This window comes from Streptococcus castoreus DSM 17536 (assembly GCF_000425025.1).
Classification (GTDB): Bacteria; Bacillota; Bacilli; order Lactobacillales; family Streptococcaceae; genus Streptococcus; species Streptococcus castoreus.
Genome location: NZ_KE384294.1, coordinates 67,502 through 87,851, shown reverse-complemented (window position 1 = coordinate 87,851; position 20,350 = coordinate 67,502). Strand labels below are relative to the sequence as shown.

Genomic DNA, 20,350 nt, shown 5'->3' with positions numbered 1-20,350 from the left:
GAGATGAGTATTTACCAAGCCTTAAAAGATTATCAAGAAGTCATTACAAGAGGTGATTATTTGGTCTTTAAAACCCCTCTTTCTTGTCGCTTTATTGGTCGCTTTTTTCGTTTTGAAAACCAAGAGACAATGATACCAAGCCTTGCCACATTCTCTGGTTTTAAGTGGATCGAAGAAGGAGTTGCAGATCTTACGATTAAGCATTTATTTAATCGTCAATTAGCTAAAGATGCTTTTCGTTTAACGATTTCAGAAGCTAAAGAAATTGTTATTGAAAGTCAGAATTTGCGAGGCTTTCGTTACGCCCAGGAAGCTTTAGAAAAGATTATGACAGTTAAGGATGAGAATTGCTACTTACCGATTGTTTCGGTAAAACATTGTCCTTCGTTTGCGATGCGTGGAATTATTGAAGGTTTTTATGGAATTCCTTGGACCCGTGAAGAACGTTTGGATTGTCTCCGGTTTCTTGCTGATAAAGGCATGAATACTTATATGTATGCTCCTAAAGATGATGACTATCAGCGTAAGAACTGGCGTGACTTGTATCCAGAGGACTGGATGGCTTATTTTAAAGACTTGGTTCAGGTTGCTAAGGAACATCAGATTGATTTTTGGTATATGATTAGTCCAGGTCTTGATTTTAATTATACTAAGGAAGAAGATTACCGATTTCTTTACCAAAAATTGCAACAATTGTTGGATTTAGGGGTTTGTCATTTTGGTTTACTGTTGGATGATATTGATTATCGAATTGTAGATGCGGTTGAAAGGCGTTTCAAAAAAACTGCCTATGCTCAAGCCCATTTGATCACTCAAGTTTATGATTTTTTGAATGCTCAGCACGCAGCGCCAGAACTTGTTGTTTGTCCAACGGAATATGATAATCAACACGATTCGCTTTATCTAGCTGAATTATCAGAAACCACCCCTTCTGATATTGCTTTTTTCTGGACAGGTCCAAGTACCTTAGCTAGTCAGATTTCACAAGTGGATATTGAAACAATGGCAGCTATTTACAAACGTCCAATAATTATTTGGGATAATATTCCTGTCAATGATTATCAAAATGATTCTGAAAGACTTTTTTTAACGCCATTTGCTAATCGTTCACCGTTTTTGTGTCAAATAGATTATCAGGTAAAGGGAATTGTTTCTAACCCAATGATTAGCTGGGAATTGTCCAAGTTAACTTTAACAGATATGAGCCATTATTTATGGGATGCTTACCGTTACCAACCGAGCTATTCTTGGTCGGAGACTTTGAAGGAATATACTGGAAGCACAGAGTTAGCGATTGCTTTAAAAAAGTTTGCTTGGCATAATGGGAATCGTCATTTGCACAGGGAGTTGCCATTTGAGGTAGAAGAAGCTCTTGTCAACAAGGATGTGAAAAAGTTATCTGATTGGATGGCTGAATTAACAGAATCTGTGGATAAATTAAAAACATTTGCGAACCCTGATTTCCAAAAAGCAATTGCTCCGTGGTTTGACCGTGTGGCAAGTGATCAGGGGCTGTGGAAAGCAATTTTAGAGAGGTCCTCAGACCTAGATAGGCAATATGCTAATTTGCAAGCAAGTAAATATCGGATTGGAACCAATATTCCAAGTTACTTTTATCAGCTACATTGTAGTCAGGAAAGGTGCACATTAAACAGGCAAGATCGGATTAGTGAGGCTAAGGCTGAGGATTATGTCTAAAGAGAAAAGGAAGGGATATGTTACAGTTTCCAGAACAGTTTTGGTGGGGTGGTGCGACATCAGGACCACAAAGTGAAGGGCGATTTCAAAAAACACATCGCAATTTGTTTGATTACTGGTATGAGCAAGAACCCGAATTATTTTATGATTATGTGGGACCAGATACAGCATCAGATGTCTATCATCAGTTTGAAGCTGACTTAGCTTTATTGGCTTCTTTGGGACACAATTCTTATCGAACTTCTATTCAGTGGACACGCCTGATTGATGATTTTGAAATGGCTTTGGTTAATCCAGATGGGCTTGCCTATTATAACAAGTTAATTAATGCTTGTTTGGCACACGGCATCCGTCCCATTATGAATTTACACCATTTTGATTTGCCTATTGCCCTTTACAAAAAATATGGCGGATGGGAATCTAAAGAGGTTGTGGATTTGTTTGTTGCCTTTGCTAAAGTTTGTTTTGAGCACTTTGGAGACCGTGTCAAGGATTGGTTTGTCCACAATGAACCGATGATTGTTGTGGAGGGGTCTTATTTAATGCAGTTCCACTATCCAGCGATTGTCGATGGGAAAAAAGCGGTACAGGTTGCTTACAATCTAGCGCTTGCGACAGCTAAAGTTATTCGGGCTTATCGTCAAGGAAGAGCAGCGTCTAATAATGGTCGCATCGGAACAATTCTCAATTTAACACCAGCCTATCCAGCCAGTCACAGTGCTGCTGATCTAACTGCGGCTCATTTTGCAGAGTTGTGGAATAATGAGTTGTTCATGGACGCTGCAGTTCATGGAAAGTTTCCAGAAGAATTAGTAGCTGTTTTGAAAAAAGATGGTGTATTGTGGCAAGCTACATCAGAAGAATTGGCTATTATTGCAAACAATACCGTCGATTATCTAGGGATTAATTTTTACCATCCAAAGCGCGTAAAGGCACCAAACGTTATTCCTGTAATAAGCCCCTCTTGGAGTCCAGAATGGTATTATGATACTTATTTGATGCCGGGGCGTCGTATGAATGTGGACAAGGGGTGGGAAATTTACCCAGAAGCTGTTTATGATATTGCTATTAAAATGCGTGACCAGTATGGTAACATTCCTTGGTTCTTGTCTGAAAATGGTGTTGGTATTTCAAGAGAAGATCGTTATCGTGATGAGAGAGGACAAATTCAGGATGATTACCGAATTCAATTTTTAAAAGAGCACCTCACTTATCTGCATAAGGGAATTCAGGAGGGATCTAATTGTTTTGGTTATCACGTTTGGACTCCAATTGATTGTTGGTCTTGGTTAAACGCTTATAAAAATCGTTACGGTCTTGTGGAAAATAACATTCACACACAGATACGTCGTGTCAAAAAATCTGGCTATTGGTTAAAAAAAGTGATTGAAGCTAATGGTTTTTAATCAATTCATATAGTAAAAGCATTTCATCACCTTGTTATAAATAAGTGATGAAATGCTTTTTTGACTGTTAATCTGTTAAAGAATATGGTAAATCAGAATTATCGTAATGTTTGAGTGGGGGAACGAGACTTAGTTGAATATCAATCTGGCAACCAGTTATCAGATCATTATGGTCGATATAAAGCTTGTTGTAAATCGCTCCATTGAGCCGAACCTCTTTGACAAATTGGTATTGAGGAACATTTCCTTTACAATTGATTTGAATGGTATTTTCGTTTGGGAGTCGAATAGTGGCTTGGTCAATAGCTGGAATACCAATTAAATATTGTCCAGTTCCCGGTGTCACAGGGTAAATTCCCAAACTATTTAGAAGGTACCAAGAACTCATGCTACCATTATCTTCGTCTCCGGGGTAGCCTTGATCTGAAAAGGCATGGTTTAATAGGTTCTTAAGGATCAGTTGTCCAAATTGGGGCTGACCAATGTAGTGGTATAGGTAAGGAAGGTGGAAGCTAGGTTGGTTGGAAATGGCAATCTGACCAAAATCTTGTGTAGCCAGTTCAGTCATTTCATGGATGTCAAAACCGTAACCGTGAACATCAAAGACTGGTTCGCGATTGCACAATTCTTCAAGTTTCTTAGCAAAAGCTTCTTTTCCTCCAATAAGACGGATATAGCCTAGGAAATCGTGATAACAAGCAAATCCATTTTGGTAGTAAGAACCTTCTGTATAATCTTGTCCCCAACAGATAGGGTTAAAATCAGGGCGCCATTGACCATGCTGGTCTTTACTTCTAAGATAGCCAGTTTCTTTGTCAACTAAGTGGCGATAATTAAGGGAACGGGTGTGATACTGGCAGCCTAGTTTGAACTTTCCTAAACTGTTAGCTACTTGTCCTATACAAAAATCACTGTAAGCGTAATCTTGTGTTTGATTGACACTCTCACTATAGTTATTAGGAATATAACCTAGTTTTTGATAATCTTGACTACCTTGTCGACCGTAGTTGGGAAGAACACTTTGGGTATTGGCTGTTACCAGCATGGCTTCTAAAAAGGCAGGCATTAGATCTTCTCTAATCCCTTTAACAGCTGCATCTGCAATAACAGCATCAACTAGCGTTCCTGGCATCATGCCTCGTTCATCTGGAGACAGCCATTTTGGTAGATAGCCAGTATCTTGATAGGCCGACAAGAGACCTTCCAAAATATCTGCATAGACTTCTGGTGCAATTAGAGATAGTAAAGGGTAAAGAGATTTGTAGGTGTCCCAAAAGCCATTGTTCGTATAATATTTTCCAATGACAGCTTTCTGGCTAGTTGTGTTGTAATGAATCGGCTGACCAGATTCATTAATTTCGTACCATTTTTGTGGGAAAAGCAGAGCTCGGTAAAAATGATGGTAATAGATTTTAACTTTTTCAAAGTTTTTATCTTCAATCTGAATCCGATTTAGATACGTATTCCATTTTTTCCGATTTTGTTTAAGACCCTCTTCAAAGGTTTTAGGAAACTCTCGTTGCCAATTAAGTTTTGCTTGCTTGGAACTAACAAAGGAAGTGGCAGCGTTTAGTTCTAGGTGCTTTAGATCAGCAGCAAATTGGAAGTAGGTAAAAGTTGTTTTTGTTGTGTCATCAAAAGCTGTAATAGTTAAGTCTTTTCCGATGACCTTTTTGAGGATGGGACTGTTGAACTGAAGATGAACAAACATAGAAAGGTCTTTATCTTGGCAGTCCGAAACGTTTTGAACACATCCAATAACGGTTTTTCCGTCAGCTTTGACTTGCCAAAAACTATTTCCGGGATTATGGATAATCAAACCCGCTTTGCCATTTTCAAAGGAAAAGTCACACTGGAAACTGTAAGTTGAAGCGGTTGCTCGTGTCAAAACCCGATGTCTTTGGCTAAAAATTTCAAGCAGATGCGGTTGAAAGCGTGCTTCTTTGGGACGATAAGATGTTTGGTTATGAAAAATATCTCCTTTGATTAGAGGACCACTTACTGGAAGGAAAGTAACAGTAGCAAAATCACCAATCCAAGGACTAGGTTGATGTGTCAAACGGATACCAGAAAAGCTATGGTCATCGGGATGAAACCACCAAGCCCCTTGATTTTGATTGGTTTCAATACTTAAATAATTCATGCCAAATGGAACACCTGTCAAGGGGAGACAGTTTCCTTGTGAAAAATGGTAATGGTTGGCTGTTCCAAAACGGGTATCAATAAAGTCTAGTCTGTCCATGATAAGTCTCCTTGAAACTTTGACAAAAATCAATGTAGGCTCCCAATAGGTTTGCTTCATTTTTAAACTGACAAATGGCTAGTTGGGGTCTTAAATCAGAAATCTTAACGTGTTCATAAAGTTTATCTAATTCAGCTTCAATAGCTGGTAACAGAAAATCAGATTGGGAGATGCCACCGCCAATCAAAATCATTTCAGGATCAAAAGCATGTTGAATGTTAAAAATGCCTATAGATAAGGTTTTCAAAAAGATTTGTCTTTCTTTGAGAGCTAGTTGATCCCCTTGTTCAGCAAATCTTAATACATCTTTGCCAGTGTAGTTATTCCCATCATTAAGAACTTTAGTGTAACGTTCAGCCATATTAACAACCGTTCCTAGTTTGCTAAATGATTGATAGCGGTCATTCATTATCATAAAGCCAAATTCACCGCCAAATAAATGAGCACCGTGATGAATGTTGCCATTTATCACCAAACTGCCACCCACCCCAGTTCCAAGTACGAGCATTGCAAAACTTTTAGCAGACTTTCCGGCACCTAGAACAGCTTCTGCTAGGGCAGCACAATTGGCATCGTTTTCGATAGAAATGGGGTAATGTAGGCGCTCTTCCAAAGCTTTCTGAATTTTAAAATGGTGAATATATGGAATGGCGCTAGCGCCTTCAATGATACCAGTTTCTTTATTAACAGCCCCTGGTGAACTAATAGCAATGCCTGAAAAATGACAAGCTGAGTAGTGGGTGACTTGTTGGTCGAGCAGTTGGTAGAAAGCTTCTAAGCTAGTAGGACTGGGATAACTGTTTTGCAAGCTTAACTGACCGTCTTGGCAGATGGCAAATTTGATGGACGTGCCACCTATGTCTATACATAATAACGTCATAATAATTACTCCTTTTTGGTATCGGATCAATTCTTTATTTTTAGTATGACAGATTTAAAGAAGATTGAAAAGGTTTTCCAACCATTTCTATATTTTGTGTTATCATTTCTATAATTTGTTGCTTGTTAGCTATGTAAGCGCTTGATATACTCTAACTATGATTTGACAAGGACAAAGGGAGGTTTGGTAGATGACAAATGAGACCAAGAAAAAGAAATCCTTTTGGAAAAATGTGATAAAATACCGTACTTTACTCCTTATGGTATTGCCAGGATTTATTTGGTTCATCTTTTTCTTTTACATTCCAGTATTAGCTAATGTGGTAGCTTTTAAAGATTTCCATTATTCTGCTGGAGGATTTATGGAAAGTCTCAAAGAAAGTCCTTGGGTTGGTTTAGATAATTTCAAATACCTCTTTGCTTCCAAAGATGCCTGGTTAATTACACGAAATACCATTGCTTATAACCTGGTTTTCTTGCTCTTTAATGTGTTTTTTGCGATCGCTTTTGCTATTATTATGAGTGAATTGCGAAACAAGAGAACGGTTAAAGTTTATCATACCATGTCCCTTTTACCTTATTTCCTATCGTGGGTTGTTATTGAATATTTTGTGTCTGCCTTTTTAAATACGGATAAAGGTGTGATTAATCAGTTCCTTATAGGAAATGGTCAAAATCCTATTAAATGGTATTCCAACCCAACTTGGTGGCCTTTGATTCTTCTTTTTATGAGTATTTGGAAAGGTCTAGGGTACAATAGTATCATTTATTATGCTTCAGTAAAGGGAATTTCAGATACCTATTATGAAGCAGCCCTGGTAGATGGTGCTAGCAAATGGCAACAAATTAAAAATATTACCATTCCACAACTTTTGCCAATGATGTCAATTTTATTAATCATCAATATTGGTAGCATCTTTAAATCAGACTTTGGATTGTTCTATGTAATTCCCAAGAATTCAGGACCTCTTTATAACGTTACTAGTGTTTTAGATACCTATGTTTACAATGGCTTAACAGCTACAGGTGATATTGGAATGGCTTCTGCAGCTAGCCTTTACCAGTCTGTCGTTGGTACTTGTCTCTTGTTAATTACGAATGCTTTTGTTCGCCGTATGGATCCAGAGGCGGCATTATTTTAGGAGAAAGACATGGAGAAAAAGAAAAAAGTTGAAAAAATTAATGTCAGAACTTTTGATAAAAAGAGCAATATTATCTTTAATGTTCTCATAGCCCTCTTTGCGATTTCTTGTGTCATTCCTTTCATCTTTGTTATTATTATTTCCTTTACTGATGAGACTTATCTAATCAATCATGGTTATAGCTTTTTTCCAGAAGCTTGGTCGAGCAAAGCTTACCACTATATTTTCCAAGGAGCCATGTCACAGAGAATTTTCAGATCGTTTGGAGTATCTGTCTTTATTACTGTTGTGGGGACCTTTATTAATACCACAATGACGTCAACTTATGCCTATGCTATCTCAAGACCTTATTTTCCATATAGACGTTTCTTTACTATCTATGCTCTCATCACGATGCTTTTTGCGCCAGGAATGGTAGCCAATTATTTGGTGGTTAGTAACTTACTTCAACTGAAAGATACGGTTTGGGCCTTGATTTTGCCGATGGCATTGGGACCGTTTGGTATCTTGGTTATGAGAACGTTCTTTAAAAAGACAGTTCCAGATAGCATTATTGAATCGGCTCGTATGGATGGTGCAAGTGAGTTGATGATTTTTATAAAAATTGTTTTACCTTTGGCGATTCCTGGTATTGCGACTATTAGTTTATTTTCAGCTCTAACTTACTGGAATGACTGGTTTAATGCACTTCTTTATGTGCAAAGTGAGGATCTTTACCCAATGCAATACCTTTTAATGAAGATTCAAAGCAATTTACAAGCACTAGCTCAGAATGCTGGATTAAGTGCTCAGATGGCTGATGGTTTAGCATCGTTGCCTAAGGAATCTGTCCGGATGGCGATTGTTGTCATTGCAACTTTGCCAGTTGCTTTAACTTATCCATTTTTCCAAAAATACTTTGTTGGAGGATTAACTATCGGTGGGGTCAAAGAATAATATTTTAGCGATGACAGGACCAATCCACTATTTGTCGAAAATGAAAAATTTTTAGGAGGTTTCACCAATGAAAAAGTGGCAAAAAATCTTATGTGTTACTGGAACTATTCTTGTAACTTCTAGTTTAGCAGGTTGTGGAAGCAAGTCAGCTTCTAAGGATGGTGGTGTCAAATTATTGATGTATCAGGTGGGTGATAAACCAGATAATTTTGATGAATTGATGGCAATTGCCAATAAGCGCATTAAGGAAAAAACTGGAGCAACTATTGATCTTCAATATATTGGTTGGGGCGATTGGGATGATAAAATGAGTACCATAATTGCGTCTGGGGAAAACTATGATATTGCCTTTGCCAATAACTATGTGGTTAATGCCCAAAAAGGTGCCTTTGCTGATTTAACAAAGTTGATGCCAAAATATGCTAAGAAAACTTATAAAAATTTAGATCCAGCTTATATTAAAGGAAATACTATTAATGGCAAATTGTATGCTTTCCCAGTGGATGCGAACGTTTATGCCCAACAAATGTTATCGTTCAATAAAGAATTAGTAGATAAATATGGATTGGATATTTCTAATATCAATTCTTACGCCGATGCTGAAAATGTCTTGAAACAATTCCATGAAAAAGAACCAAACACAGCTGCCTTTGCCATCGGTCAAGTCTTTAGCATGTCAGGCAATTATGATTACCCCCTAACTAAAAATCAACCATTTGCAGTTAAAATTGATGGAAGTAAACCAACTATCATTAATCAATACGAAGATGAAACGTTCAAACAGAATCTCCGATTGATGCATAAATGGTATAAAGAAGGTATCATCCCATCTGATGCTGCGACAAACACTGAAGGGTATCCGCTTGAAGGAAATACCTGGTTTATGCGTGAAGAAACACAAGGTCCTATGGACTATGGTGATACCATTTTGACAAATGCTGCTGGTAAAAAAATTGTTTCTCGCCCATTAACGAAACCGCTTAAAACAACCTCACAAGCGCAAATGGCAAACTTTGTCGTGTCAAATGTCTCTAAAAATAAAGAAAAAGCTGTTGAGGTGCTCTCACTTCTTAATAGTGATCCCAAATTATTAAATGGTCTCGTTTATGGTGTTGAAGGTAAAGCTTGGAAAAAAATTGGCGACAAAAAAATTAAACTGCTTGATGGTTACCAACCTAAAATGCACATGGGCGCTTGGAATACTGGTAACAATAAAATTCTCTACACTCAAGAATCAATTACAGATGAGATGATTGCCAAGCGTGATCAATCTATTAAAGAGGCGAAAGAATCTCCGATTCTTGGTTTTACTGTTAATACCAAATCGATCAAAACCGAGTTGTCAAATATCTCAAACGTTATGAATCGCTACAAAGCAAGTATTAATACTGGTACTGTAGATCCTGATGAAGTTCTTCCAAAACTTATTTCAGACCTTAAAGGTGCTGGATGGGACAAAGTTCAAAAAGATATTCAAAAACAATTAGACGACTTTATTGCAAGTAAAAAATAAAAAGGTAAACACAAAGAGTGATAGCGAGAGGACTGGGGGTGACCTTGGTCCTCTTTAGATAATTGCCACATTCAAAGGCAAATGTGTTATAGTAAAAGAAGTTTAAATGATAAGTTGCTAGAAGAAGATAGTGATTCAGTTATTTACCCAAACAGTTCTCAAAATCAGCCATAGAAAGTTGAAGGTAAACTCATGACAGGAATTGAAAAAGCATGTTTTTTGATTTGGAAATTGATGCAGCTCTCTTTGCTATTTCATCTTTTATGTCTTTGTGGCTTAATTGTATTTGGGATTGGACCTGCTTGGCAGACCATCGTGGCTTTATTTTTAGAAACAGTTCAAGAGGAAAAACATTATTCATTGAAGCGAGCTTTTACATTGTGGAAGTCAGTAATTAAGCATGCAAACGTTAGGTTTTGGTTATTTGTTTTTGTAATGATTGGCTTAGGGTTTAATCTGCATTTGGCAACCCAGTTTCAATCTCTATTTTGGTTCATGATTTCCTTTATAATCCTGATGGCTATGATTTGGGTTATAATGATTTACATTTATATGACGTTTTACGGTGTTTCTTATGACATTCGTCTGTGGGATAATATTAAGTTAGCGTTTATTAGTGTGTTTCTTAGTTTCAAACAATTTTTAATGATGTTAACTGTGATTGTAGGAGTTGGTTTCATCACCTGGCAATATAAGGGACTTTTTATTTTTATGACATTTGGGCTGCTGGTTTTCTTATTAGATCATGTTACTGCACCAAATCGTAGCCGAATAGATGGAGTTATTGATGGGCATTAAATCATGGAGAGACCTTCTTCCACATCAGTTGAAACAAGGTATTCTCATTAATCGTTTGATGAAGCTATATAGTTTTTTGATTTTAATCTTCTTTGTTCTAGGTGCTATCGGTTTAAGTGGTTATACGATTAGTAATACGTATCGAAAAGTTGATACAGAAGCCCAAATGCGCTTAGAGGATGTGCTAGTCAAGTTACAATCTCAAAATGACATTACATTGAGAGTCGTGGAGCAGTTATTTGGTCAACCAGAAGATTATACTAATTTTTATCAGTATATGACATTAAGTCCCAGTCAGTATTTTACAAAACTATTTCAAGATTGGGAAAAGGGAAAGAATAATATATTGTTTTCAGAACAGTTGAGACGACTTTTTGACCTTTATCCTAGTATAAAAGCTTTGACCATTAGTTTGGATGATAGTGGCGCTTACCTTTATGCAGATAAAGTGATTAAAACGGGTCGACTGATGTCGGGCAGTATCACTTTGTCACAGGGAAATTATCTCGTACGGTCGATTCGTAATCCTGAAACAGGAGACGTTACTGGAAAACTCTACCTAACATTTGAGATCCCAACAGCTCCATCTCCTCAAAAACAGACTGACTATTTGGCAACCTATGCTTTTGATTATTATGGTAGGAAACTTTTTAATCAAGGTGGGAAGGGGTTTCTTAATCTTGAAACTGGACTGATGAGGGCATTGAAAACAGATAAGCCGATTAATGGTATGACTTGGAGTAAAGGTTATCAGATTCGTTACAGTCATTCGGGTGATTTATTAGCCTATGTGGCTATTAAAAAGTCTTACTTTTTCGTAGAGTCAGTAAGAATTATCCTTCTTTACAGTTCAATTTCTTTTTTGTTAGCATGGCTTTTGTTGCTAATTCTCTTTCGAGTATTTAAAAATTACATTCAACAGGTATCTGAGATTACAAATACTGTAGAAAGGGTTGCTGCTGGTGATCTGTCATTAACTATTGATAATCATAATATGGAGTTGGAACTCTATCATATTTCAGAAGCTATTAATCAAATGTTAGGTAACATTAACACATATATCGAAGAGATTTACATCTTAGAGGTTGAACAAAGAGATGCGCAAATGAAAGCTTTGCAGTCTCAAATTAATCCCCATTTTTTATATAATACTTTGGAATATATTCGTATGTCTGCTATTAGTTGCCAGCAAGAAGAGCTTGCTGATGTTATTTATGCCTTTGCTTCTTTATTACGCAATAATATCAGCCAAGACAAGATGACTAAGCTTAAAGATGAGTTGGATTTTTGTGATAAATATATTTATCTTTATCAAATGCGTTACCCAAACAGTTTTGCTTACCACGTTAAAATGGATGCTAGTGTGGCTGATTTAGAGATTCCTAAATTTATCATTCAACCATTAGTGGAAAATTATTTTAGGCATGGCATCGACTATAGCCGTCGTGACAATGCTTTGAGTATCAAAGCTTTAGATGAAGGCGATAGTATTTTGATTCAGGTGTTAGATAATGGCAAAGGCATTAGTTTAGAAGATTTAATGACACTTGAAGAAAATCTTAAAAAACCACAAATGTTGGGGAATACATCTATTGGTTTGCAAAATGTTTATATGAGATTGAACCATTATTTTAGTAAAAATGTAAGCTGGCTCATGTCTCAATCACCAAGTGGTGGTTTTATGATTCGTATTCAAATTAGAAAGGAGATTTAAGAGATGTATAAAGTCTTGTTGGTTGACGACGAATACATGATTTTACAAGGATTGAAAGTTCTTATTGATTGGAAATCACTTGGTTTTGAGGTGGTGGCTACTGCTAAATCAGGAGCAGAAGCCTTAGCCTGTTTAAGTACTCAAAGGATTAATGTCATGATTTCAGATGTTAATATGCCTGGCATGTCAGGGTTAGAGTTAATTGAGGCAGCAAAAGCTATCAATCCACAACTGCAAACTTTAATTTTGTCGGGTTATCAAGAATTTTCTTATGTTCAGCAAGCCATCGACTTAGAGACAAAAGGGTATCTGTTAAAACCTGTTGATAAAGTAGAACTACAGTTAAAAATGGATCATTTCAAGAAATGGTTGGATAGTCAAAAAGAAGAGAAGGTTCGCCAACAACAATACCAAGAAAGTTTACTTAATCTTTGGTTGACTGATGAATTGAGTGAAAAAGAATTTTATCAATTAACACAAAATTACCCCCAACAGGTGTTTACAGGATTTACCGTACTTTATTTAGCATGCCAAGTATGGAATGAAGAATTGGAGGCTTATTTTGATGCTTTGCATCAGCCTTTTTATTTAAAAAAACAAGACAAAAAAAAGATCTATGTGATTGTCTTATTAGGACAAAGAGCTGAGGTAAAAACCTTTGTTAAGGGGTTACAAAAATACTTTGCCCCAATTATTGAACAGTTGATTTTGGGAGAAACAGTCTTTGATTGGGAAAATGTTTATGAGAGCTATGATCAGGTTAGAAAGAGCCTCTTTTACAATCGTGAACGGTCGACTCAGTCTTTGAAAATGAATCGAAGTATTGAAATGCCTGAATCGCGTCTAAAATTTTTCTCTTTTAATAAAGCTTTGATGATTGGTGATGCTCCAACGGTGCACTCTAAATTGGAAGCAATCTTTGATGAAATGAAAGCTTTAAATTTTGCTCCTGAGGATGTCAAACATGTCTCTTTTTTACTCTTTTCAGATATTTATCGACAATTTCCCGTTTTAGATCGAATGACCTACTTATCAATGATAGATACGATTCACAATAGTCAATCCATTGATAGCATTTTTTTAGAACTAAAAAAGATACTTGATGTAACAAGTAAGGAAAATCAACCTGAGAAGCGTTATTCAGATTTAGTTAGTGAAACGATTGACTGTATTCAAAAAGAATACCAACAAGAACTAACTTTAAAGGCTATTGCAGATCGTTTGCATGTCAATGCTGTCTATTTGGGACAATGTTTTAAGAATGAAACAGAACGCAGTTTTGCGCAGTATTTAAATCAGGTTAAAATTCAAAAGGCTCAGCAACTTTTACTTTATACGAATAAGTCAATTAATGAGATTGCCTATGAAACAGGCTATAATACGAATCACTATTTCATTAAGATGTTTAAAAAATTAAATGGTTTGTCACCTAAAGAATTTCGGGATTCCTACAAAGGCAATTATTTAGCGATTAATGATGGTCGATAAAGGTAGGTGAAAGAGGACATGCAAGATAAAGAGTTATTTAATACCAGTTGCCAAGAAGAAACAAGTTACCATTTACAGTTGATTAATCAAGTCGGTAGAGATCAGGATTTCAATGATGGTTGGCGGTTTATCAGAGCAGATTTAAGAATGGCTCAGGAACCTTTCTTTGATGATTCTGATTGGAAATCCATTAGTCTTCCGCATGATTTTAGTATCATTCAACCTTATACGCGCAATGGTGAGGCTGAAAGCGCCTATAAATTAGGAGGTATTGGCTGGTATCGAAAGTTATTTGCCATTGATAGTTCTTTGCGAGATCATCAATTTAATCTCCATTTTGATGGTGCTTATATGGAAGTAGAAGTATATCTTAATGGTCATTTAGTGGGAAAACATTTCAATGGTTACTTGGCTTTTAGTTATGATATCACTTCTTTTATCTTATTTGGGCAAGAAAATCTTTTGGCGGTAAGGGTAGAAAATCAAGTCCCAAGTTCTCGTTGGTACTCAGGCAGTGGGCTTTATCGTCAGGTGAGCTTTTCAGTAGTTCCCAAACTGCATTTTGATAAAAATCAGCTATGTTTGGAATTGTTGGAGACTGCTCATAAGAATGCTAGACAGACTTCGCTTAGTTTAAGTTTTGGATTGAGCCAATTAATTGACAGCAGCAAATATCAATTAGGTGTGAGACTTTCTGAATGTTTGAGCGATGGTAAACTAGGACAGATTGTTCATGACCTGAAACATCAACCACTAAATACTATCGCCGATTCAGAGATTTTTAATCTTGTCTTAAGCGTTAATGATTTAAAACTTTGGTCTCCATCTTCTCCTAACCTATACTGTTTAGAGCTCAACCTTTATCAAGAGAGAAAAATCGTGGATACCATTAAGTTAGAGACAGGATTTCGTCAAATACATTTTGATGCGAATGATGGTTTTTTCTTGAATGGTGATCCAGTTAAATTGAAGGGTGTCTGTCTCCATCATGATCAAGGGAGTCTAGGGGCCTGTGCTTATCCGGCAGCTTTGGAACGACAATTGTTACTTGTGAAAAAAATGGGGGCAAATGCTGTTAGAGTAACACATAATCCTAGTGCAAGGCATTTCAAGAAGTTAGCTAATCGTTTGGGACTTTTGGTCATCGAAGAGGCTTTTGACACATGGTCTTATGCGAAAAATGAAAACATTAATGACTTTTCTAGGTATTTCCATAAGCCTATTGGTTATCAAAATGCTCTTTATCTGAATAATGCCTTATCAGCAAACATAACTTGGGCACAATATAGTTTGCAGAGTATGGTTTTTGCTGGGCGACATGATCCTTCCATTATCATGTGGTCGATTGGTAATGAGCTGATGGAAGGTTTTTCAGCAGATGTGAGTCACTACCCTGACGTTGCAGTAGAATTATGCCAGTGGATTCTTGCCATAGATACTTCTCGCCCAGTGACTTTTGCGGATAATAAATTAAAAGATAAGCAATTTTATTGGGGTCAGGAAATAAAAACTATTGCTGAGCAAATTAGTCATTTCAAGAGACCGCAAGGATTGATCGGTTTCAACTACGCTAAAGGGATAGACTATGATCGGTTACATACCGAGCACCCTAATTGGTTACTCTATGGCTCAGAGACAGCTTCGGCTATTAATAGTCGATCAGTTTATCAAGTGAAAGGCAACCATCATACTGGCTACCAACTGACTTCTTATGACCAATCGACGGTTGCATGGGGTTCTCTAGCTAGTGAAGCATGGTATGATACCATTACAAGAGATTTTGTTGCTGGTGAATTTGTCTGGACTGGTTTTGATTATCTCGGTGAGCCTACCCCTTGGAATAAAATTAATCGTGGAGCTGTTAATCCATGGCCATCCCCTAAGCAATCTTATTTTGGTATTTTTGATACGGCAGGGTTTCCTAAAGATACCTACTATTTTTATCAGAGCCAATGGTCTAATAAACCGACTTTACACCTGTTGCCGAATTGGCAGGAAAATCAGGTCTGTCCTGATGAAAATGGTCTTGTTGAAGTAGTGGTTTATAGCAATGCCTCAAAAGTACGATTAGTCTTTGAAGATTTTCAGGGGAAAAAAACCGACTATGGTCAAAAGTGCTTTAGTAAACAGGTGACCAAGGCAGGTCATTGTTACCAAATGTATCAAGGAACCCACGCCTCAGAAGTTCCTCATCAGAACCTTTATTTAACATGGAAGATTCCTTTTCAATTAGGGAAGTTGACGGCTATCGCTTACGATGATCAAGATAATAGGTTGTCAGACACTGATGGTCGTTGTCAGGTGATCAGTAATGGAAACCCAGAATGTTTGCGTTGGACAGCTTTTAAAGATTATCAACAGGATCGTTCTAATCAACTGCTCTATCTGACCTTAGATGTTTTAGATCAATATGGGGAAGTTGTTGTGACGGATGAAGATTTGATTACCATTGATGTGCAGGGACCTGCTCAATTATTGGCTTTAGACAATGGTAACCCGTGTGATTATCAGCCCTATCAAACTAACCATCGAAAAGTTTATAGGGGAAAACTTTTAGCAATTATTGCTTTGACAGGTCAGACGGGTCAAGTGATAGTAACAGCTAACTCATCACAATTAGATTCTACGACCTACCGAGTGGAGGTTTCTAAACGGAGTCAAACTAGTCAAAGTTTTCGATATTCTTTGAATAAATACCAATTTAAATCCTATTTTTGTCATCTAAATTTACAATCTCATGCAGATAAGGGGAGGTTAATTGAGGACCGACAAGTTAGTCAAAAAAGGATTCACTTATCGGGTACTCCGGTGAATCTCTTGAGTTACACAACGTTTATCAAAGCCCCACTTTCTTTTGACAGATTAGTGCAACATTATTGGTCAGGAGATGATATCATCTTACCTGAGTGGCTACAAGTGCGTGATGTAATGGGAGTACAGCTGGCGAAAGCTTTTCCAGTTTTTTGGCAATTAAATGAGAAGAGGTTTTCACAAGAACAAACGGTAGTTGGACAAATAAATTGCTTTAGTAAATGGCTAAACGTAGAAGCAGATCTTAGATATGTGACAAAAAAACTACATCCTAGCCAAAACTTCGGTTTAGTTGCTAAAAAAGAAGTCGTGTACAAAACACCGACCAGTATTTGTTACCGTTATCAATATGATACACTTCAAGCCCTAGGGGCTATTAGTTTTGTCTCTTCTTCTGAGACTTTAGAACAGGTTCGGGTCAGTTTGCAGATTCCATCTGAATCACAGTCATCCAATATAGTCATTAATTTACCGATAATAGCAATTACACAAGAAGAGCAAATGATTACTTTAACCGAGAGGGTTGATATACTTATTTTAGAAGTGACGCTTGAATGGACTGGAAAAGTATTAAGCGCTTATGACGATTTAATCATTGGTCTTTGGAATCTTAAGGAAGAAAAATAGTTGACACAAGTAGCTATTTGTGAATTGTTCTAATCGTGCCAAGGGACGTAGAATGCGTTAACATTAATGAAGAAATATACTAAGTAGTGGAGAAATCACCAATGGGAGGACTTCACTACTTTTTGTCTATGCTAAAGTGAAGATAGTTTGTTGAGTCGAGTCGCAGAGAGTGACACTTAATGGTTGTCGCAACAGCTGGCAAGTCAATTATGCAGATAACACTGTGTATTAAAAATGAAACGGCTAAACTAAAGCATTATTCAAAATAATGCAATACCACGCGCACTGTTTTTGAAATTGATATAAGCAAAATTAGCTTAGAAATAGATATTTTAGTCAATGGTGAAAATTTATAAAATCAACAATTTAATCAATAATTCTTAACAGTATTAAAAGCTACCCATTGTACAGTATGATTTGATTATAATCATTTGAAATTATTTCTGCTCCTTTTTGTACCCTTTTACTCTAATTCACACAATACCTCCACCGCATTCTTGACCACTACAACTTTTTCGCACCTTGGGGTAGTCTAGGTTTGGATATAGCCAGATCAACTGTATATTTAAAACGAGCAAATCTTAATGGATTGAAACAATTTGCTTGATTTATATAAAATTTTTTGTTAAAAATTGTATTATCTTATAAAGTTAAGTAACTTATTGTCTTATAAATGAGTAGAATATATTTTTGTCAACGTTTAGTAATCACTAAGAGAGATTACCTCAAATAAACTATTTATAAAGAAAGGCACTATTTATGAAAACTAAAAATCTATTTATAAAGGTTGCTCTGTACGTCTCAATAGTTTTATTAGCACCGAATGCTAGCAATTTTTTAAAATCAAGCAGCGTAGTATATGCAGAACAAACAAAAATATTCTCTACAGTAGATGAAGCTACCAAATGGGGAGAAAAACTAATAAAAAAAGCTTCTTATTCAGCTAAGGAAAAAAGTGAAATTTATAATTACACAAAAAATAGCTCCCAAATTAACACTGCTCTAAGAAATTCTAAAGGAATACTTGATCAGTTATCTCCAGATCTTCAAACTAGAATTAAAGTCTTAGATCAAGCAATTTTCAAGGTATCTACACCAGAACCCGTGACTGTTTATAGGTTATTAAACTATGATTTCCTTCAAAGCATACCTGGTCTTACTCAGGAAGATTTAGGAAATTTGAAGACGCCTAATAAAAAGCCTGATTCAAACTTAATTATTAAGTTACAGAGACTTATGAAACAAAAAATATATAGAGAAGATGGGTATTCAAGCACACAATTATTCAATGGTTCAGCCGTTGGAGGAAGACCTATCGAATTGCACCTAGACTTACCAAAAGGTACAAAACTAGCTTACATTAATTCTAGAGAATTAACGGCTTACTATGGACAACAAGAAGTGTTATTACCTCGTGGTACAGAGTATTCTGTGCAAGATGTAAAACTTTCTGCTGACCAGACTAGAATAATAATTCATGCAAACGTATTTAAAAAATAGACAATAAAACGAACTTTATAAGCTACTCATTTACAAAAAAATAACCCGCTCGGATTAATTTCTGAGCGGGTTGTGTCTTATTATTGTAGGTGGGGGTCGCCAGTGTCGGGCGATTTTTGCTATAATGCAGAGTTTATGATTGTGTAGGGCTGTCAATATGTTAAAAAATGCTTGTAGTGAAAGGGGCAATCAATAAACTCATTAACAAGACCGTAAATTATAAGAAGATAGTAGAAATCTTCCCGTTCTTTTGTTCCCATCATAAAAAGGATGGATATTCAAAGAAATAATGTGTAATAATAGCTTTTATTATTAATGGTACTTGATCGCTATTCATAAGAACAATCAACTTAGTTAAATCTGCATTTATAAGGTCTTCACTAACATGTCCTGTCGAAATAGGTCATGACAATACCGATCAAAATGATGTTATCGTCTTTATTTAATTTTATGCAATGAGTTGACCCTGCCTTTTGATCTAGAAATTATCTTTTTAAAATCATAGGCATTTTGTCCCCTTGCTTAGAAAGAGATGATACTTATATTATACTCAGCTTAATTTTCTAAAAGTCAGAACATTAGCATGTATAGGTCAACAGATCAATTAAGGCTGAAAAACTTATTCAAGCTTAGATATGTAAGAAATTTCTGTTGAAATGGTCAAGCATTGAAGAAGTGGAAATTGGGGTAATGATTTTTATGTCAGAATTACTAATAGTCTGCACAAGATGGATGAGACTATTTAAAGGAGATAAATGAAATGTGTCAAGTTTTTGAACAGATCTTTATATCGTATCAAATTCTAGTTTTTCCATGTTATTGTCTATAGTTTTAAAAGTTCTCTTTGGGTAGAATGGAGACAAATGAAGAGAGGAATTTATTATGACATTATCAATGATATTAATAGCATCGGTTTTTGTTGCAGGTTTGTTATCTTTTTTCTCTCCCTGCATCTTTCCGATTCTGCCTGTTTATTTAGGAATTTTATTGGATGCTAATGATTCAAGAAGTGTTAGCCTATTTGGAAAGAAGTTTTACTGGTATGGCATTGTCAAGACTTTGGTTTTTATCTTTGGCTTATCTACAATTTTTGTTATTTTGGGATATGGTGCAGGCTTTTTAGGAAATATTCTTTATGCAGCGTGGTTTCGCTATTTATTAGGAATTTTGGTTATTGTTTTGGGAATTCATCAAATGGAACTTGTTACCATTAAAAGGTTGCAATTTCAAAAGTCCCTATCCTTTTCTAAGGCTAAAACTCGTCATGGTTTGCTTAATGCTTTTCTACTTGGTATTACCTTTAGTTTTGGCTGGACACCCTGTGTAGGACCAGTTTTGAGTTCGGTTTTGGCTCTTGTAGCTTCTGGCGGTAGTGGCGCTTGGCAAGGGGGATTACTCATGTTTATCTATACTCTGGGGCTTGGGATTCCTTTTTTACTCTTATCTTTTGCTTCAGGGCTTGTTTTAAAACAATTTAACAAAATAAAGCCTCACATGGTTTTATTGAAAAAAATTGGTGGTTTACTCATTATTATGATGGGTGTTTTGTTGATAACAGGACAGTTCAATTTTTTAGCAGGATTATTTGGATAAAGG

14 protein-coding genes are annotated in these 20,350 nt (G+C 36.2%); 11 read left to right on the top strand and 3 right to left on the bottom strand.

All coding sequences use genetic code 11. The features are described from left to right. The first annotated feature begins 3 nt into the window (after nt 1–3). Nucleotides 4–1,698 (top strand): protein O-GlcNAcase, encoded by a 1,695-nt coding sequence (locus H346_RS0108450; protein WP_027970700.1) that lies wholly within the window; start codon nt 4–6, stop codon nt 1,696–1,698. 17 nt (nt 1,699–1,715) lie between these two features. Further along, entirely contained in the window at nt 1,716–3,104 is a 1,389-nt protein-coding gene (locus H346_RS0108445; protein ID WP_027970699.1) for a glycoside hydrolase family 1 protein, read from the top strand. Between the two features lie 67 nt (nt 3,105–3,171). On the opposite strand, the gene H346_RS0108440 is transcribed toward H346_RS0108445, so the two are convergent. Together H346_RS0108440 and H346_RS0108435 are read right to left on the bottom strand one after the other, a co-directional pair. Continuing rightward, complete coding sequence (locus H346_RS0108440) at nt 3,172–5,346, bottom strand: GH92 family glycosyl hydrolase (protein ID WP_027970698.1); 2,175 nt, start codon at nt 5,344–5,346, stop codon at nt 3,172–3,174. After that, complete coding sequence (locus H346_RS0108435; RefSeq protein ID WP_027970697.1) at nt 5,324–6,226, bottom strand: ROK family protein; 903 nt, start codon at nt 6,224–6,226, stop codon at nt 5,324–5,326. Before H346_RS0108435 ends, H346_RS0108440 begins: the two co-directional genes overlap by 23 nt. Nucleotides 6,227–6,416: 190 nt before the next feature. On the opposite strand from H346_RS0108435, the gene H346_RS0108430 reads away from it, so the two are divergent. The 8 genes from H346_RS0108430 (at nt 6,417) to H346_RS0108395 (ending at nt 18,754) form a co-directional block, all read left to right on the top strand. After that, nucleotides 6,417–7,367 (top strand): ABC transporter permease, encoded by a 951-nt coding sequence (locus H346_RS0108430; RefSeq protein ID WP_027970696.1) that lies wholly within the window; start codon nt 6,417–6,419, stop codon nt 7,365–7,367. A gap of 9 nt (nt 7,368–7,376) precedes the next feature. After that, nucleotides 7,377–8,303, top strand: coding sequence for a carbohydrate ABC transporter permease (locus H346_RS0108425; protein WP_027970695.1), 927 nt, complete (start codon nt 7,377–7,379; stop codon nt 8,301–8,303). Between the two features lie 67 nt (nt 8,304–8,370). Continuing rightward, nucleotides 8,371–9,816: an ABC transporter substrate-binding protein gene (locus H346_RS0108420; RefSeq protein ID WP_027970694.1), complete on the top strand. Its 1,446-nt coding sequence runs from the start codon at nt 8,371–8,373 to the stop codon at nt 9,814–9,816. A 192-nt stretch (nt 9,817–10,008) separates the two neighbouring features. Beyond that, nucleotides 10,009–10,614, top strand: coding sequence for a YesL family protein (locus tag H346_RS0108415; protein WP_027970693.1), 606 nt, complete (start codon nt 10,009–10,011; stop codon nt 10,612–10,614). Further along, nucleotides 10,604–12,328, top strand: a complete 1,725-nt coding sequence (locus tag H346_RS0108410; protein WP_027970692.1) for a sensor histidine kinase — start codon at nt 10,604–10,606, stop codon at nt 12,326–12,328. The genes H346_RS0108415 and H346_RS0108410 overlap by 11 nt, the downstream gene beginning before the upstream one ends. A 3-nt stretch (nt 12,329–12,331) precedes the next feature. After that, entirely contained in the window at nt 12,332–13,816 is a 1,485-nt protein-coding gene (locus H346_RS0108405) for a response regulator transcription factor (RefSeq protein ID WP_027970691.1), read from the top strand. Between the two features lie 18 nt (nt 13,817–13,834). Beyond that, a complete protein-coding gene (locus tag H346_RS0108400) occupies nt 13,835–17,254 on the top strand; it encodes a glycoside hydrolase family 2 TIM barrel-domain containing protein (RefSeq protein ID WP_027970690.1) in 3,420 nt (1,139 codons plus the stop codon). A gap of 759 nt (nt 17,255–18,013) precedes the next feature. Beyond that, on the top strand, nt 18,014–18,754 hold the full coding sequence (locus H346_RS0108395; RefSeq protein ID WP_027970689.1) for an ADP-ribosyltransferase: 741 nt from the start codon (nt 18,014–18,016) through the stop codon (nt 18,752–18,754). Nucleotides 18,755–18,955: 201 nt separating this feature from the next. Here H346_RS0108395 and H346_RS10995 read toward each other — a convergent pair whose 3' ends face one another. Continuing rightward, nucleotides 18,956–19,036, bottom strand: coding sequence for a Fic family protein (locus H346_RS10995; protein ID WP_341830608.1), 81 nt, complete (start codon nt 19,034–19,036; stop codon nt 18,956–18,958). 600 nt (nt 19,037–19,636) lie between these two features. On the opposite strand from H346_RS10995, the gene ccdA2 reads away from it, so the two are divergent. Further along, nucleotides 19,637–20,347 carry a thiol-disulfide oxidoreductase-associated membrane protein CcdA2 gene (gene ccdA2 / locus H346_RS0108390; protein ID WP_027970688.1) on the top strand — a complete coding sequence of 237 codons (711 nt, stop codon included), beginning with the start codon at nt 19,637–19,639 and terminating at the stop codon, nt 20,345–20,347. The last annotated feature ends 3 nt before the right edge of the window (nt 20,348–20,350 follow it).